Origin of the sequence: Halococcus sp. PRR34 (genome assembly GCF_028617175.1) — an archaeon.
Lineage (GTDB): Archaea > Halobacteriota > Halobacteria > Halobacteriales > Halococcaceae > Halococcus > Halococcus salifodinae.
On record NZ_JAQJDA010000002.1, the window covers coordinates 1 to 15,733 of the forward strand.

15 protein-coding genes, 1 tRNA gene and 1 pseudogene are annotated in these 15,733 nt (G+C 64.7%); 12 read left to right on the top strand and 5 right to left on the bottom strand.

The features are described 5' to 3' along the window. The 4 genes and pseudogenes from PHA81_RS03300 to lrpA1 form a co-directional block, all read left to right on the top strand. Positions 1-161 (top strand): annotated as a pseudogene (locus PHA81_RS03300) (sugar transferase); the annotation flags it as partial. Between the two features lie 181 nt (positions 162-342). Continuing rightward, positions 343-2,238 carry a 2-oxoacid:acceptor oxidoreductase subunit alpha gene (locus tag PHA81_RS03305; RefSeq protein ID WP_273835181.1) on the top strand — a complete coding sequence of 632 codons (1,896 nt, stop codon included), beginning with the start codon at positions 343-345 and terminating at the stop codon, positions 2,236-2,238. 3 nt (positions 2,239-2,241) lie between these two features. After that, complete coding sequence (locus tag PHA81_RS03310; RefSeq protein ID WP_005044285.1) at positions 2,242-3,189, top strand: thiamine pyrophosphate-dependent enzyme; 948 nt, start codon at positions 2,242-2,244, stop codon at positions 3,187-3,189. A gap of 78 nt (positions 3,190-3,267) precedes the next feature. After that, positions 3,268-3,696: an HTH-type transcriptional regulator LrpA1 gene (gene lrpA1 / locus PHA81_RS03315; RefSeq protein ID WP_005044287.1), complete on the top strand. Its 429-nt coding sequence runs from the start codon at positions 3,268-3,270 to the stop codon at positions 3,694-3,696. A gap of 156 nt (positions 3,697-3,852) precedes the next feature. Here the strand turns inward: lrpA1 and PHA81_RS03320 are convergent, their stop codons facing one another. Beyond that, on the bottom strand, positions 3,853-4,158 hold the full coding sequence (locus PHA81_RS03320; RefSeq protein WP_005044288.1) for a hypothetical protein: 306 nt from the start codon (positions 4,156-4,158) through the stop codon (positions 3,853-3,855). Between the two features lie 274 nt (positions 4,159-4,432). Here PHA81_RS03320 and PHA81_RS03325 point away from each other — a divergent pair, with 274 nt between their 5' ends. The 5 genes from PHA81_RS03325 (at position 4,433) to PHA81_RS03345 (ending at position 8,520) form a co-directional block, all read left to right on the top strand. Next, positions 4,433-5,824 carry an adenylosuccinate synthase gene (locus tag PHA81_RS03325; RefSeq protein ID WP_273835187.1) on the top strand — a complete coding sequence of 464 codons (1,392 nt, stop codon included), beginning with the start codon at positions 4,433-4,435 and terminating at the stop codon, positions 5,822-5,824. A gap of 454 nt (positions 5,825-6,278) precedes the next feature. Continuing rightward, positions 6,279-6,713 (top strand): gamma-glutamylcyclotransferase family protein, encoded by a 435-nt coding sequence (locus PHA81_RS03330; RefSeq protein WP_273835189.1) that lies wholly within the window; start codon positions 6,279-6,281, stop codon positions 6,711-6,713. 156 nt (positions 6,714-6,869) lie between these two features. Next, positions 6,870-8,081: a threonine ammonia-lyase gene (ilvA, locus tag PHA81_RS03335; RefSeq protein ID WP_273835191.1), complete on the top strand. Its 1,212-nt coding sequence runs from the start codon at positions 6,870-6,872 to the stop codon at positions 8,079-8,081. A 122-nt stretch (positions 8,082-8,203) separates the two neighbouring features. Next, positions 8,204-8,413, top strand: a complete 210-nt coding sequence (locus tag PHA81_RS03340) for a hypothetical protein (RefSeq protein WP_005044296.1) — start codon at positions 8,204-8,206, stop codon at positions 8,411-8,413. 26 nt (positions 8,414-8,439) lie between these two features. After that, positions 8,440-8,520 (top strand) — tRNA-Ser (locus tag PHA81_RS03345). Positions 8,521-9,089: 569 nt separating this feature from the next. On the opposite strand, the gene PHA81_RS03350 is transcribed toward PHA81_RS03345, so the two are convergent. After that, entirely contained in the window at positions 9,090-10,196 is a 1,107-nt protein-coding gene (locus tag PHA81_RS03350) for an aminotransferase class V-fold PLP-dependent enzyme (protein ID WP_273835195.1), read from the bottom strand. 101 nt (positions 10,197-10,297) lie between these two features. On the opposite strand from PHA81_RS03350, the gene PHA81_RS03355 reads away from it, so the two are divergent. After that, complete coding sequence (locus tag PHA81_RS03355) at positions 10,298-11,092, top strand: creatininase family protein (protein ID WP_273835197.1); 795 nt, start codon at positions 10,298-10,300, stop codon at positions 11,090-11,092. A 189-nt stretch (positions 11,093-11,281) separates the two neighbouring features. Here PHA81_RS03355 and PHA81_RS03360 read toward each other — a convergent pair whose 3' ends face one another. Further along, positions 11,282-12,190, bottom strand: a complete 909-nt coding sequence (locus PHA81_RS03360; protein ID WP_273835198.1) for a DMT family transporter — start codon at positions 12,188-12,190, stop codon at positions 11,282-11,284. A 58-nt stretch (positions 12,191-12,248) separates the two neighbouring features. Beyond that, positions 12,249-12,812, bottom strand: coding sequence for an FAD-dependent oxidoreductase (locus PHA81_RS03365; RefSeq protein WP_005044305.1), 564 nt, complete (start codon positions 12,810-12,812; stop codon positions 12,249-12,251). A 940-nt stretch (positions 12,813-13,752) separates the two neighbouring features. On the opposite strand from PHA81_RS03365, the gene PHA81_RS03370 reads away from it, so the two are divergent. Both PHA81_RS03370 and PHA81_RS03375 read left to right on the top strand, forming a co-directional pair. Then, positions 13,753-14,121 carry an iron-sulfur cluster assembly accessory protein gene (locus tag PHA81_RS03370; RefSeq protein WP_273835201.1) on the top strand — a complete coding sequence of 123 codons (369 nt, stop codon included), beginning with the start codon at positions 13,753-13,755 and terminating at the stop codon, positions 14,119-14,121. Between the two features lie 553 nt (positions 14,122-14,674). Further along, the gene (locus PHA81_RS03375) at positions 14,675-14,950 is read left to right on the top strand and encodes a ubiquitin-like small modifier protein 1 (protein ID WP_273835203.1); all 276 of its coding nucleotides are present in this window, start codon (positions 14,675-14,677) and stop codon (positions 14,948-14,950) included. 11 nt (positions 14,951-14,961) lie between these two features. Here the strand turns inward: PHA81_RS03375 and PHA81_RS03380 are convergent, their stop codons facing one another. Then, positions 14,962-15,687, bottom strand: a complete 726-nt coding sequence (locus PHA81_RS03380) for a nucleoside phosphorylase (RefSeq protein ID WP_005044312.1) — start codon at positions 15,685-15,687, stop codon at positions 14,962-14,964. Positions 15,688-15,733: the final 46 nt, after the last annotated feature.

A 15,733-nucleotide genomic window follows, 5' to 3' on the forward strand; every position in this document is an offset into this window, starting at 1 on the left:
GTGCCACCGGCCACGATCCCGAGCGGAAACTCCGGTACGACACCCAGTACATCCACCAACAATCGTTCTGGGTCGACGTCCGGATCGTCATCCGTCAGGTCTGGATGGTCGTTAGTGACACGGCGGCTGTTGTCACGACTGACGACAGTTCCGAGAAGTAATCGATCGCAGCCAGCAGCACTACCCGTGGCGTGATGCAGTTATTGAGGTGAAATATCAATCAGGGATGGTAATCAATGTGAATATATGCCAAACCCACATGATCGATTCGTATCGATATGCTGAAAACCCTTTTATAACATCGTCACAAATCAAACCACACGCAGTTCGACGAGGACAGATATGACAGGAACAGAACTCATCTGGCGGATCGCGGGCGGTTCCGGCGACGGGATCGACTCGACAAGCCAGAGTTTCACCAAGGCGCTGATGCGGGCCGGATTGCACGTCTTCACCCACCGACACTACCCCTCACGGATCCGGGGCGGCCACACCTACGTCGAGGTGCGCGCCGCCGAGCACGAAGTGAAGTCCCGCGGCGACGGCTACAACTTCCTACTGGCGCTCGGCGACAGCTTCGCGCGGAATCCCCAGGACGAGGCCTACTACGGCAACGAGGAAGCCAAGCCGCTGTCGGAGAACCTCGACGACCTCCGCGAGGGCGGCGTGATCGTCTACGACGAGGGCCTGCTCGACGAAAGCGAGATCGACGACTTCGATCAGCGCGTCGAGGACAACGACTGGCACGTCTATCCGATGAACCTCCGTGGGATCGCCCGCGAACACGGCCGCGAGATCATGCGCAACACCGCCGGCGTCGCGGTCACCGCGGCGCTGCTCGGGATGGAGACCGACCCGTTCGAGGAGCTCATGAGCGACAACATGGGCGGGGACATCCTCGAGGACAATCTCACCGTTCTCGAAGAGGCCTACCAGCAGACCGCGGAGTTGGAGCACACCCACGAGTTGGAAGCACCGACCGCCGAACCACACGACGACCAGCAGGTGCTGCTCAACGGCTCGAACGCGCTGGCGTACGGCGCGATCGACGAGGGGTGTCGGTTCATCGCGGGCTATCCGATGACTCCCTGGACCGACGTGTTCACCATCATGAGCCAGCATCTCCCCGAACTGGGGGGTATCTCCGAGCAGGTCGAAGACGAGATCGCCGCCGCCGCTCTCGCCATCGGTGCCTCCCACGCCGGCGCGAAAGCGATGTCGGGCTCGTCCGGTGGCGGGTTCGCGCTGATGAGTGAGCCGCTCGGCCTCGCAGAGATGACCGAGACGCCACTCGTTCTGGTCGAAGCGATGCGCGCGGGCCCCTCGACTGGGATGCCCACCAAACCCGAACAGGCCGATCTCGAACACGTCCTCTACACCAGTCAAGGGGATTCGAATCGCGTCGTCTTCGCGCCGGGCAACGTCGCGGAGTGTTACGACCAGGCTCGCGAAGCCTTCCGGGTCGCCTACGAGTACCAGATTCCCGCCGTGATCGTCATCGACCAGAAGCTCTCGGGCGAGATGACCAACGTGCCCGAATCGCACTTCGACCGCGAGCCCAACCCAGACCTGGGGAGCACACTGACCGAAGAGGAGATCGCGGAGGCTCCCCACCACGCCTCGGGGAAGTTCAACCGCTTCCAGCACGATCCCGAGAACGGTGTGAGCCCGCGGTCGATCCCCGGCCAGGAGGGCGGACGCTACCTCGCTTCGGGTAACGAACACACCCCGCAAGGGCACATCTCGGAGGATCCCGACAACCGCGTCGCTCAGACCGACCGTCGGCTCCGCAAGCTCGACGCCATCCGCGAGGATCTCGACAGTACCGATCTCGATCGCCAGACGGCGTACGGTCCGGACGACGCCGACTACGGCATCTTGGTCTGGGGGAGCCAACAGCCCACCGTCGAGGAGGCTGTCGACCGCCTCAACGACGACGGCCACTCGGTCAAAGCACTCGGCGTGAGCGACCTCATGCCGTATCCGAAACAGGACGTGACCGAATTCCTCGAATCGGTCGAGGAGTGTCTGGTGGTGGAGATGAACGCGAGCGCACAGTTCCGCGGGCTCACCCAGAAGGAACTCGGACGGTTCGGCGAGAAACTCACGAGCCTGCTGAAGTACAACGGGAACCCGTTCGAGCCGGGCGAGATCGTCGAGGGGTTCGACGTGCAGGTCAACGGCAGGAGCGAGCCACCAACCGCCCAGGTTCGACTCGAACCCGCGACAGGTGATTAATCCATGAGCAAGTCATTCAGCGCGATCGGCAGTGCGGCACAGGACGAGGAGATCGACCGCGAGGTGTTCACGCCGGGGATCGAACCCCAGGCGACGTGGTGTCCCGGCTGTGGCGACTTCGGCGTCCTCAAAGCCCTGAAGGGCGCGATGCCCGAAGTCGGCCGGACGCCCGACGAAACGCTGTTGGTGACGGGCATCGGCTGCTCCGGAAAGCTGTCGAGTTACTTCGAGTCCTACGGTGTGCACTCGATCCACGGCCGGTCGTTGCCCGTCGCCCGGGCGGCGAAATTGGCGAACCCAGGTCTGGAGGTCATCGCAGCGGGTGGTGACGGCGATGGCTACGGCATCGGCGGGAACCACTTCATGCACACCGCCCGCGAGAACCACGACATGACCTACATCGTGTTCAACAACGAGATCTTCGGGTTGACGAAGGGGCAGACCTCGCCAACGAGCCCGAAGGGTCACAAATCGAAGACCCAGCCCCACGGCTCGGCCAAAGACCCGATCCGGCCGCTCTCGATGGCGCTGACGGCCGGGGCGTCCTACGTCGCGCGGACCGCTGCGGTGAATCCCCGGCAGGCGACCGAAATCCTGACGGAGGCGATCGAACACGACGGGTTCGCCCACATCGACTTCCTGACCCAGTGTCCGACCTGGAACAAGGACGCCAAACAGTACGTTCCCTACACCGACGTCCAGCAGTCCGACGAGTTCGACTTCGACGTCTCCGATCGGCGCGAGGCCGCCGAGATGATGCACGAGACAGAGGACAAACTCTACGAGGGCGAAGTTCTCACAGGGAGATTCTACGTCGACGAGGATCGCCGGTCATACGGCGAGGAAAAGCGCTCGACCGGCGAGATGCCCGAAGACCCCCTCGCCGAGCAGTACTTCGACGACGACTACGACTGGGAGCGCTCCTACGACCTCCTCGACGTCCACAAGTAAGCCCTCCCGGAGTTCTGCCGACTCGATCCCGAGTTTCGGGTTCGGAAGATATTTTTTCGCGCACGCCAACTATCATCCATGAGCGCGGACGCTACCGAGGACCGCATCCTCTCGGTCTTGGAGGAGGATGCCCAAGCCTCGTACGCCGAGATCGCCGAACGGGCCGGGGTTTCGAAACCCACGGTTCGAAAGTACATCGAGAAACTCGAAGGCGACGGCGTGATCGTCGGCTACTCCGCGGACATCGACCCCAAGAAGCTCTCGGGCCGGTCGATCGCGTTCGTCGGCATCGAGGTCGAGAGCGGACGCTACGTCGAGGCGACCCGCGAACTCAAAACCGTCGACGACATCGAGACGCTGTACAGTTCGAGCGGTGATCACACCCTGATGGCCGAAGTCCGTGCACCCGACGGCGATGCGGTCGGCGCGATCATCGCGGATGCCATCCTCCCGATCGACGGCGTTACCGCTGCGCATCCCTCTTTCCTTCAGGAACGGCTCAAGTGAGTCGCTGTCGGCTGCTGTGACGACCTGACTATCCCGAAGCGATCGCTGTCGAGACAGGAAAACACCGCAGAAACGGTGTTCGGTCTCGTTCGATCACGACGAGTGGTCGGCGTTCGAACGAACGGTCCGAGACGATCGGAGAGCAGTCAGTCGAGATTACGATTCGGCTTCGGGCGCGTCTTCGATCTTCATGCCGTCGAGCTTCTCCACGATCCCGTCGATCTTGCCGTCGAGATCCTCGACGAACTCGGCGGTGCGCTCGGTCGTGATCGCCCCCTGGCTCGATGGCTCGATGAGGGTTTCCTCTTCGAGCACGCGCAGCGAGTACCGCACCTTGTGGTGGGGGTAACCAGTCTCGTTCGACATCTTCACGATGCCGATCGGTTCGCTGTCGATCACGATACGCAGCACCTGGAGATGTCGCTCCAGCATATCGACTTCCTTTTCGAGTCGATCTATCATGGCACTTGTTAACTCGTGGAGAGACGGTTTAAAGGTTACTGCCGAGAGCGGACGCGATCGGTGGTGAGACCGGTGTTGTGACCACCGTCACGCACAACGACGATTCTCATGAGAGATACGGACGCATATCCGATATACTTTCCGGCCGACGGTAGCCAACGGCGAAGAATACCGAAAAATGGTGTTAATTGGGGAAGTGCTGGCCGGTTCCGGCCGAGCGACGACCGACGGGCACACCGTAATCGGTTTATCTCGAACGTCGGAACCCTCGGCCATGACCGTAACGATCGTCGGCGCGCAGCTCGGCGACGAGGGGAAGGGCGGGATGGTCGACCGCTGGAGCGAGCCGGCCGACGTGGTCTGTCGGTATCAGGGCGGCGACAACGCCGGCCACACCGTCGTGTACGACGACCCGACCGACGAGCGAACCGAATCGGACGACGAAAGTGCGGAGTACAAACTCTCACTCGTGCCGAGCGGCGCGATTCGGGGCAAAACCGGCGTGCTCGGCAACGGCTGTGTCGTCAACCCCGCGACGCTGTTCGAGGAGATCGAGGGACTCCGCGACCGTGGACTCGACCCGGACGTTCGAGTGGCCGAACGCGCCCACGTCATCTTCCCGTATCACCGCGCGCTCGACGGGATCGAAGAGGACGCGAAAGAGGATCACATCGGCACCACCGGCAACGGTATCGGACCGGCCTACGAGGACAAGGCGGCGCGCCGTGGGATTCGGGTCGGCGACCTGCTCGATCCCGCAGTGCTCCGCGACCGCCTCGAATCACTCGTTCCACGAAAGCGCGCGTTGTGTGGGTCGGTGTACGATCGCGATCCGGATGCGTTCGACGGCGCGTTCGACGTCGACGAGCTGTTCGACGAGTACCGCGCGTACGGCGAACGACTCGTCAACAACGACATGCCGGTGAACTGTGGCGCGTACCTCGACGAGCGCGTCGAGCGCGGCGAACAGCTCCTCTTCGAGGGTGCGCAGGGCACGGCGATCGACATCGACCACGGCAACTACCCCTTCGTGACCTCCTCGAACCCGACGGCCGGCGGTGCGGCCACGGGGACGGGTCTCGGGCCGACCGTCGTCGGCAGTGGCGAAGTCATCGGCGTCGTCAAGGCGTATCTCTCACGGGTCGGGGCGGGCCCGCTCCCGACCGAAATGGGGTTCGTCGAGGGCCAGACGCCGGCCGAGGGCGGCGACCCCGACATGGCGGAGCTCGCCGATCACATCCGCGAGGCTGGCGGCGAGTACGGCACCGTCACCGGCCGGCCGCGCCGGATCGGCTGGCTCGACATGCCGATGCTGCGTCACGCGGCGCGCGCGAGCGGGTTCTCCGGGCTCGCGATCAACCACGTCGACACGCTCGCGGGAATCGAGGAGCTTCAGGTGGGCCACGCCTACGAACTCGATGGTGAGACAGTCGAGACGATGCCAGCAACCACCGAGCGCTGGAGCGAGTGCGAGCCCCAGTACAGATCGTTCGACGGCTGGTCCGAGGCCGACTGGGACGCTATCGCGGACGAGGGCTACGATGCACTGCCAGCGAACGCCCGGACCTACGTCGAGTACATCAGCGACGAACTCGATGTCCCGATTTCGGCGATCGGCGTCGGTCCCGACCGCGAACAGACGATCGTCCTCGACGATCCGTTCTAAGCCCCACTTTTTTACACGGGGTCCTCAGTCGCTCGCTCCTTCGAACCCACTTCAAAAACCTGTCTTGCTGAGCGAAGCGAAGCAAGGCTCGGAAGACGAGCGGCGCGAGGTGCGAGCGTAGTGAGCACCTCGATGCGAACGGCGAGGAACGAGCCGTGAGCGAAGCGAGTCTTCCAGTGGGTGAAAACTCCCGCTCGATCACTGCGTTCGCTCGCGGGACGATCGCTAGCCCTCTCCGCAACCGCACAGCACCGCCCGAGCCCTCGGACGCTCCCGCTGGTCGCGTCCTCGCCCTCGATCCACCAGGGCCGCGTCCGCCCCGCAACCACACCGCCACTGGCTGCGCGGCAGCGACGCCTCCTCCACACCGCTCCGCTCGTCAAATATCCTCACAGTCCGTGTCGGCCAATCACCCCACCGGAAACGGAATACGCCCATGAGACCTCGATCCAGCATGGAGGTCTTCGTCTATGGAACGCTGACCGATTCCGACCGTGCGGCGGCGCTCCTCGATACGTTCGCGTACCACGGCGAGACCGTTCTCGATGGACTCCACCGGGTCAAGGGAGCCTACCCGACACTCGCGCCCGATGGCAGGACGCGAGGACGAATTCTCCGAACACCTGATATCGACGTGCTCGACGAGTACGAAGGCGTCGAACGCGGGCTGTACGCCCGTGTTTCGGTACCATTCACCGACGCTGCGATCGATCACGACGACGCTGCTGCCCGGGGTGATACAGCAATCGATAGCAGGAAGCTCGCGGTGTACGTTGGCGACCCGGATGCACTCGACGTGGTGGGCGTTTCGTGGCCGGGTCCGGGTTCGTTCCGCGAGCGCGTCGAGCGGTACGTCCGCGAAGAAGAGGTGTGCGTCCGTCGAGAGTGAACAGTTCGTGGCGGTATCCGGGCCGTCTTCACTTTCACTCTGCATGGCAGAGGTTCAAGACGAGTCGAGTTCGATCATCGGTGGGTCACACGTCTGGCGGTTCTCTCCACCGCCGTTTTCGACAACCGTTATACCGCGGAGCGACGCAGACGGGACATGATCGAACTCGCCGACGTGCTCGACGCCCGCGAGCGTGTCGAAAGCGTCGCCCGTCACACACCGCTCGAATACTCCCACTCGTTTTCGGCGATGACCGGTGCGGCGGTCCACCCCAAGCTCGAAGTGTTTCAACGTACTGGCTCGTTCAAGCTCCGGGGCGCGACCAACCGGATCGCCCTCCTCTCGGCCGACGAGCAGGCGGCGGGCGTCGTCACCGCGAGCGCGGGCAATCACGCTCAAGGTGTGGCGCTCGCGGCCACCCGTGCGGACGTCGACAGCGTCGTCGTGATGCCCGAGCACGCCCCGATCGCGAAGGTCAAAGCCACCCGAAGCTACGGGGCCGAGGTCGTCCTCCACGGTGAGGACTACGACGCAGCTCAAGCCCACGCCCACGAGATCGAGGCCGACGACGACCGGACCTACGTCCACGCGTTCAACGATCCGGCAGTGATGGCTGGCCAGGGAACCATCGGTCTCGAGATCGTCGAGGACTGCCCCGAGGTCGACACCGTCGTGGTTCCGATCGGTGGCGGCGGACTCATTGCGGGGATCGCCACCGCAATCAAAGCGAGATCGCCCGACACGCGGGTGATCGGTGTCGAGGCCGAGGGCGCACCGAGTGCGAGTCGGTCGCTCCAGCAGGGGAGCATTCAGGAACTCGACGGCGTCGACACCATCGCCGACGGGATCGCCACCCGCAAGATCGGCGATCGGACCTTCGAGGTGATCGAGGAACGTGTCGACGAGGTGGTGACGGTCTCGGACCCCGAGATCGCGGTCGCGATCACGACGCTGCTCGAACGATCGAAAACGCTGGTGGAGGGTGCTGGTGCAGTCCCGATGGCCGCCGTTCTCTCGGAAGCGTTCGAATACGCCGACGACGAGGTGATCGTGCCGGCACTCTGTGGCGGCAACATCGATCTCAACATGCTCCGGACGGTGGTGATGCGCGGTCTCGTCGAAACCGGACGCTACCTCCGGCTCCGGACCACGCTGACCGACCAGCCCGGATCGCTCGAACAGCTCATCGGGATCATCTCCGCGGAGCGGGCGAACATCTACGCCATCCAGCACGACCGGACGTCGCGAGACACCGGAATGACCGCGACCGAAGTCGAGATCGACCTCGAAACCCGCGGCGAAGACCACGTCGCGGCCCTCCTCGACGAACTCGAATCCAGCGGCTACGACGTCGACGTGCTCGTGTGAGGTCGTTGAGGTGGTGATTCTGGTTCGATGCGGGGAGATTTAGGTCGTTCACGCCGGAGTTCGGGTATGGAACGGATCGCCCAGCGGGATCGAGTCTCGATGGTGGCTGTGAGGGCAGCGTAGTGCATCCACGAACCAAGACGAGCCTGCTGTGGGGCGTGATCGGCGCACTCGTCTTTCTCGTGCTCGTTCAGGGCTACACGCTCCTCGTCGTGTCGGGGCCGGCGATCGGTATTCTCGCGAAGCTCGTGGTCGCCGTGGTCGTCGGCGTTTGTGGGGCCGCATCGAGCTACGCGCTGGAGGGATGGCTGGCGCGGAGCGAAAGGTCTTAACCGCAGACTCCGGTAGGATCATCCGAGCCGGGATGGCCGAGTGGTAAGGCGCACGCCTGGAAAGCGTGTTCCCTTTGGGATCCGGGGTTCAAATCCCCGTCCCGGCGTTCTCGTGAATAGCGCGGGACCGAAGGTCCCACGGACTATGCGAACGGTGGCTTCGCCACCGTGAGCAGACGAAGTGAACGAGAACTCGGAGCGGCGAAGCCGCTCCGGCGTTTTGCCGATCAAAGCGAGGCAAAGCAGGGAGCAGCTCCGCTGCGACCGTGTTTTTGCGACGAGCGGACGCGAGGAGCTAAATCGCCAACGCGGGGATTCGAGCAGGGAGTGGGACGTGAGCGAGCGTAGCGAGCGAACGGGAACGATCGTGTTCAAATCCCCGTCCGGCATTTTCACCATTTCAGAACAGAGACATTACTGATCGGTTCACGATCGGGTGTCGAGAAAACCGACGTTAGAGCCGACCAGAATTACAATACACCGAGATACGCTGCCCCGAAGAACAGTCCAAAGACCACGACGAGCACCAGCAGCAGACCGATCATGTACTGATACATTCCATCGACCGATGTCGGCGACGGGAGATCCATGAGCGATTCGTACCAGCGGAGACGTTTAGCACTACCGTAATACTCGCACGACGGCGCTGGCTGCTGCAACGCAACCGATCGAGAGCTCAGAGGTGTGAGAGCACTCGATCGATGTCGTCGGCCGTGTTGAACGCGTGGACCGAGATCCGGATCGCGTCGGGCGATGGGAGCGATCGAACCCGGATGTCGTGATCCACAAGGCGCTCGACGGTGGTTTCGGGATCGTCGACATCGACGGTCACGAGGCCCGATTCGTATTCGCGCGGGCTCAGGAGAGTGTCGCTATCGAGACCGTCCTTGAGCCGATCGGTGAGTCGCTCGATCCGGTCCTCGATCGTGTCGAACCCGATCGAATCGAGACACTCGATAGCCGTCGCGAGACCAGCATGCGGGGCGGGCGAGGCGGTGCCGACTTCGAGCCGACGTGCGCCAGCGGCAAAGCCAGCAGCTGGATCGTTCGGATCCGCGACGCTCCGGTAGCCGACGCGCTGTGGTTCGAGCGCCGCGGTGGCGTCGTCGGCGACGTACAGAAAGCCCGCGCCCCACGGCCCGAGCAGCCATTTGTGGCCGGCTCCGACGACGAAATCAGCCCCCCACTCGTCGACGTCGACTGCGACCTGGCCGGGCGACTGGACCGCGTCGACCAGGACGCGCGCCCCCGCATCGTGGGCCATCGCGACCGCCTCCGTGATCGGGAGTCGCGTGCCGTAGTTCCACGTGATCGAGCTGAGACAGAGTAGATCCGCGCCATCGAGCGCGGTCGCGAGGTCGTCGCGGTCGAGACGGCCACGAGTGGTTTCGACGACTCGGGTCTCGACGCCGTGATGGTCGGCGAGGCGTTCCCACGGCAGGATACCGGCGGGATGCTCGCAGTCGGTCCGAACCACCACGTCGCCCTCTTGCCACGGCAGCGCGGTTGCGATCCGGTTGATCCCGTCGGCAGTGCTCTGGGTCAGCGCGATCTCGTCCGGGTCGACACCCAGGAAGTCGGCGACCGTTCCCCGCGCATCGTCGAGCGCCGCGAAGAGCGCGGGGTACATCCCCTCAGCGGCGGGCGCGACGTACTGCTGGTGTTCGACGCAGTCGATGACGGCTTCGACGACGGGGCGCGGGGCGGGGCTCGCGGCACCGGTGTTGAGATACGTGATCTCGTCGAGCGCCGGGATCGCCGCGCGGAGATCGAGCGGGTCCATAGCCGAAGTACGGCTCACGGGGATTGAAACGTTCCCATCCGGAACGCGGCCACGAGAGCCGAAGTGGACACCGTTATGCGGGGTCCGCTCGACACGCCGGTATGTATCTCGCGGATCGGACGTGGCCGGAACTCGGCGAGTACGTCGCGAGCGAGTCGCTCGCGGTCGTCCCACTTGGTTCGACCGAACAGCACGGTCCGCATCTCCCGCTCGCCACCGATCACCTGATCGCCGACCATCTCGCTCGCGAGGCGACCGATCGGGCTGACGTGCTCTGTACCCCGACCGTGAACATCGGCGTGAGTCCCCACCATCGGCAGTTCCACGGCACGATGTGGGTCGACGCACCGGCCTTCCGAGACTACGTCGAAAGCCTCGCGCGCAACCTCTCGTATCACGGGTTCGATCGCATCGTGTTCGTCAACGCTCACGGCGGCAACACCGTCCACCTCCGCGAGGTCGGCCGGCGGCTCCGCGACGACGGCACCGCCTACGCGATCGAGTGGATGTGGAACGACTCGATCCCCGAACTCGTCGACGACCTCTTCGAGACGAACGGACCTCATGGCGGGCCGAAGGAGACCGCGATGATCCAGCATATCGCTCCTGACCTCGTTCAGGACGGAAAGCTCGACGACGCCCGGGACGGCGGGATCGCCGATCTCGAAGACGCCGACGTGATCATCAATGGCGCGCGGACGTTCTACGACTCGATCGACAACACCGAGAACGGCGTGCTGGGCGATCAGACCGACGCGACGGCGGAGAAAGGCGAGCGACTGTTCGAGGCCGCGGCCGACCAGCTCGTTCAGCTGCTCGACTGGCTCGACGAGCAGCCGCTCGACGCGCTCATGGCGAAACCCCACGTCGACCCGCAGCCGGGTAGCAGGCAGTAGCCACGCAGCGGGGAGTTCAGTGACAAGCAGGAGGTCGAAGACCGCAGATCACGGTACAAATGAGAGACCATTGGCCACGCCCTCCCCAGCCGATTTCCTCGTCTCGTTCGTTTCACTCACTCGACTCAGTCATCCCTCGCACGAGTCGCGCGTCAGAGACGCGCTCCCGCGCGCCGACCGCTTTAGAAATCAGGACGCACGCGCTCGCGACGTGACCGCAATCCCGACGAGCACGACCGCACCGCCGACGACGGTGATCGTGGTCGGGACCTCGCCAAGGAGAACGAGCGCGAGCAGCGCGCTCCCGATGGGTTCGCCGAGCAGCGAGACGCTGACGACGCTGGATTCGACGTGGGCGAGTGCCCAGTTTAATACTGTGTGGCCGAACAGTCCGGGGCCGACCGCCATGCCGACGAAGAGCAGCCACTCGCGGGCCGGATAATCGACCAGGGCTGCGCCGTCGGCAACGGTGAGCCCGAGTAGCACGACCGCACAGACCGAGTAGACCACGATGACGTACGGGACCAGCGGGATGCGCTGGCGGAGCGAGCGCCCGGTGAGCACGTAGCCGGCCGAACAGACCGCGCCGACGAGTGCGAGGGCGTTGCCGTACAGCGGGGCCGCACCCGCGACGTTCGCCCCGGTGAGAGCGTCACCAACCGACATCACCGCGATGCCACAGAGTGCGACGACCATCCCCGCGAGGGTGCGGCGGGTGACGTGTTCGGCGAGCAGGAGTGCTGCGCCGGCAGCGACAAAGAGGACCTGAGACTGGACGATCGTGACCGAGGCGGCGACGCTCGTATATTCGAGACTCTCGAACCACGACGCGAAGTGGATCGCGAGTGCGACCCCGCCCGCGATTGCAACAAACCAATCCCGGACAGAGAGCCGGCCAAACGCGTCGCGGTGGCGAACGAGGGCGAATGGGACGAGGAGCAGTGTGGTGAAGAGAACGCGGTAGAACGCTTTCACGAGGCTCGGGGCCGAACTGTAGCGGACTAAGATCGCGCTGGTACTGACCGCGACGACCGCCACCGCGAGCGCCGCAAGGGGTGGCGTCGCGCGCTCCACACGTCGAAAAACACCGGTGCTCACGCCCGGTTCGACGGCGGCCGATCGCTTACGGGTTCTGGATCGTCGCGACGGTCGTCGCTCACTCGGCGTCGGCAGGCGTGTCGAAGTCGTGGAAGTGTTCGCCTTTCTCTTTGGTGAGGACGTTCAGGGCTGCGGCCGCGCCGTCGCCCGCCGAGATGACCGCCTGCCACTCCTCGGCGCGGACCATCGCGCCGGTGGCGTAGGCGTCCTCTACTGTGGTTTCCATCGTCACGTCCACGTCGATCACGTCCTCGTCGGTGAACTCACAGCCGAGGTTCTCCGCGAGATCGCGCTTCGCGCCCGTCGCGAGGACGACGTAGCTCGCCTCGTGATCGCCATCGTCGGTCGAGACGGTGAAGCCGTCGCCGTTCTCGGTGACACCGGTGACCTGCGTTCCCTGCCGGCGGTCGACGCCGAACTCCTCGACCTGTTCGCGGGCGTCGTCCATGAACGCCGAGCCGTCCTCGCTCTCGATTCCGAGGTAGTTGAACAGGTGCGCTTTGTGCATCCAGGTTTCGTCGGTATCGAAGGTGATCGTGTCGAGACCGTTCTTCGCGGCGAACAGCGCCGCGCTGAGCCCTGCCGGTCCGCCGCCGACGACCGCGACATCTGTCTCTGACATACGTCGATACGTACCACGCCGAACGGGATAAATCGTGGTGGCGGGAGCAGCGGTGAGGTTGCGGAGCGGTGTGGCTGCGGAGCGGTGTGGCTGCGGGAGCGGTCGCAGGGCGGTGTAGCTGCGGGAGCGGTCGCGAGAGCGATGCGGTCCTGGCGTCTGCGGTCGCGGAGCGACCGCAGGCTCAGGGGAGCGTGCTCTCCTGGTGGATGAAGGGCGAGGGCGTGAACGAAGTGAGCGCCCGAGGGCTTCGGCGGTGCTGTGCTGTCTGCGATGCAGTCGCGGAGAGTGCGAGTAGTTGTACCGCGAGCAACCGCAGGGAGCGAGCGGGTGTTTTTAGTCCACCGGAAGACGCTTCGCGTCTTCCGAGCTCTGTCTCGTGGTTCGAGAGGGCGGAGCTCTCTCGTCATCACGAAACGGCGAAGCCGTTTCGAACGACTCCGCTCGACAGAAACCGGTTTTTACGAGTGGAGAGGTTCCGAAGGAACCTCTTACAGCCGGCGCTTCGCGCCGGCGATAGCGAGGGACACGGAGCGTCCCTCATACCGTGTGAACGGGCCATGCGCGGCGCTACGCGCCGCGATTCGAGGCGGCTCCGCCGCCTCGTGCGCCCGTGAGCAGACAGCGGTCCCCGCAGCGCGCCGGAAGTGCGCGAGGACACCCGACGTGGTTCGAAAGACGCCGGAGGCGTCTTTCGTCACTGAGCGGGAACGAAGTTCCCGCGAGATCGTCGGGCGTCGAAGCCGCCCGACTGCAAGCGATTCCGAAGGAATCGCACTGTGTAAAAGAGCCGTCGGCTCTTTTGACGATGCCGAGACGGCTTCTTCGCGCGGCTCCACCGCGCGAACGGCCCGAGGCGCGTAGCGCCTCGCCGTCGTCGTCTCGTAGCAACGTAAAAAAGTCGGGCGTCACCGTTAACCACCTGGGGGCGAAACGAACCACCATGAGCACGGGCGCGACCACCGACGGGGAAGCTACTCCCGAGATCGATGTCTCGGAGTCGGCTGCCGATCAGGCGCTCGATCTCTTGGGCAGTGAAGGGATGGACACCGACATCGCCGGCCTTCGACTGTTCGTCCAGCAGGGCGGCTGTGCGGGCCTTTCCTACGGAATGCGCTTCGATACCGAACCCGAAGGCGACGATCAGATCTACGAACACCACGGCCTCCGGGTGTTCGTCGATCCCGCGAGCATGAACTACGTCGGCGGCAGCGTCGTCGACTTCGAGGGCGGACTCCAAGGCGCTGGCTTCCACGTCGAGAATCCCAATGTCGTCAGCGAGTGTGGCTGCGGCGAATCCTTCCGCACTTGAAAGCGAAAGCCCTCAGAACTGCGCGGGCAAGCCCGCGCATCCGGCCTCGTGGTTCGAAAATCGCCGGAGGCGATTTTCGTCATCACGAAAGAGCGCGGAGCGCTCTTTCGAACGACTGCGCTCGGCCGGACGCCTGGCGTCGACTCCTCGCCCTTTTCATGTCCACTGGAAGAGCAGAGCTCTTCCAAGCCCTGACTCGCTCCGCTCGTCAGGACACCAGGACCGCATTGCGCGACCCGCGCTGTCGCGTCTGCTCACGGGCGCTTCGTGCCCGTTCGCACGGGCCGAGGCGCTACGCGCCTCGTGGCGGCACGCGCTGAAGCCCCGTCCCTCCCCGTGCGGCCGCGATAAACGCGGCCGCGGGCTTCCTTCCGCACCGCCACCACACAGCTTCTGCACCGCTCCGCACAGCACCGCCGAAGCCCTTGACTGCTCGCTTCGCTCGCAGTCTCGCCCTTCATCCACCAGGGCCGCTGCCACACCGCCTCCGCACCCCCACCGCCACCCACGCGAGCGTCGAACCCTCTTTGTGGCCCCCGTTCGTAGGTGACCCATGCACTGGAAACTCTTCGCGACGCTCGCCGAGATCGCCGGCGAACGCGAGGTCGATGTCGAGGTCGAACCGGATGCGAACCTCGACGACGCGCTCGCGGCGCTGTTCGATCGGTATCCCTCTCTCGAAGACGAGATCACCGAGGACGGCAAGATCCGCGACCACATCCGGCTGCTCAGAAACGGCGAGGACCCCTTCGTCGCTGGCGACGGCCTCGATACCGACCTCGATACAGACGACGAACTCGCTGCGTTCCCGCCGGTCAGTGGTGGCTGATCGGCCTCACCTCAGAGATCGGTAGCCGCGTCGAGCGCGATCGCGATCGCGCGCTCGACGTTGTCCTTCGCCTTCTCGGGCAGTTCCTCGCCCTCGGTCTCGCCCTTCTGGGTGCCCGCGACGAGGTTGCCGTCGACGGTACAGAGCGCGCCCGCCCGCAGTCCCTTCCGGCGCGCGAGCGTGAAGATCGCGGCGGCCTCCATCTCGACGGAGAGCACGCCCGCGCGCTCCCACGCCTCGATGTACTCGTCGGTCTCGGCGTAGAACGCGTCGTCGGAGGCGATCGGCCCGACGTGGACGGGTTCGGAACGCGTTTCGGCCGCTTCGACCAGCCCCGAGAGCACGTCGTAATCCGGGACCGCCGGCACGGTGTCGCGCTCGTAGCGCTCGGTCGTCCCTTCGTCCTTCGCCGCTCCCGTCGCGACCACCACGTCGCCGACTTCGATGTCGGCCTGGAGCGCGCCCGTGGTTCCAACCCGAATGAGACTCTCGACGCCGACGTTCGCGAGCTCCTCGACCGCGATCGCGGCCGACGGACAGCCGATCCCCGTCGAACAGATCGTGACCGGACTCCCCTCGTAGGTGGCGTTCACGATCTTGTACTCGCGGTTCTCAGCGACGACCTCGCTCTCCTCGCAATGGCCGGCGATCCGATCGACTCGACCCGGATCACCAGGCAGGAGCGCAACGTCGTGAAGCTCGTCCGACTCGACCAGCAGGTGTGGCTGTTTTGCCATACCGCAGCCTCGTCGCCGGGGGAGAAAAAACGGTCTATCCGGGTGG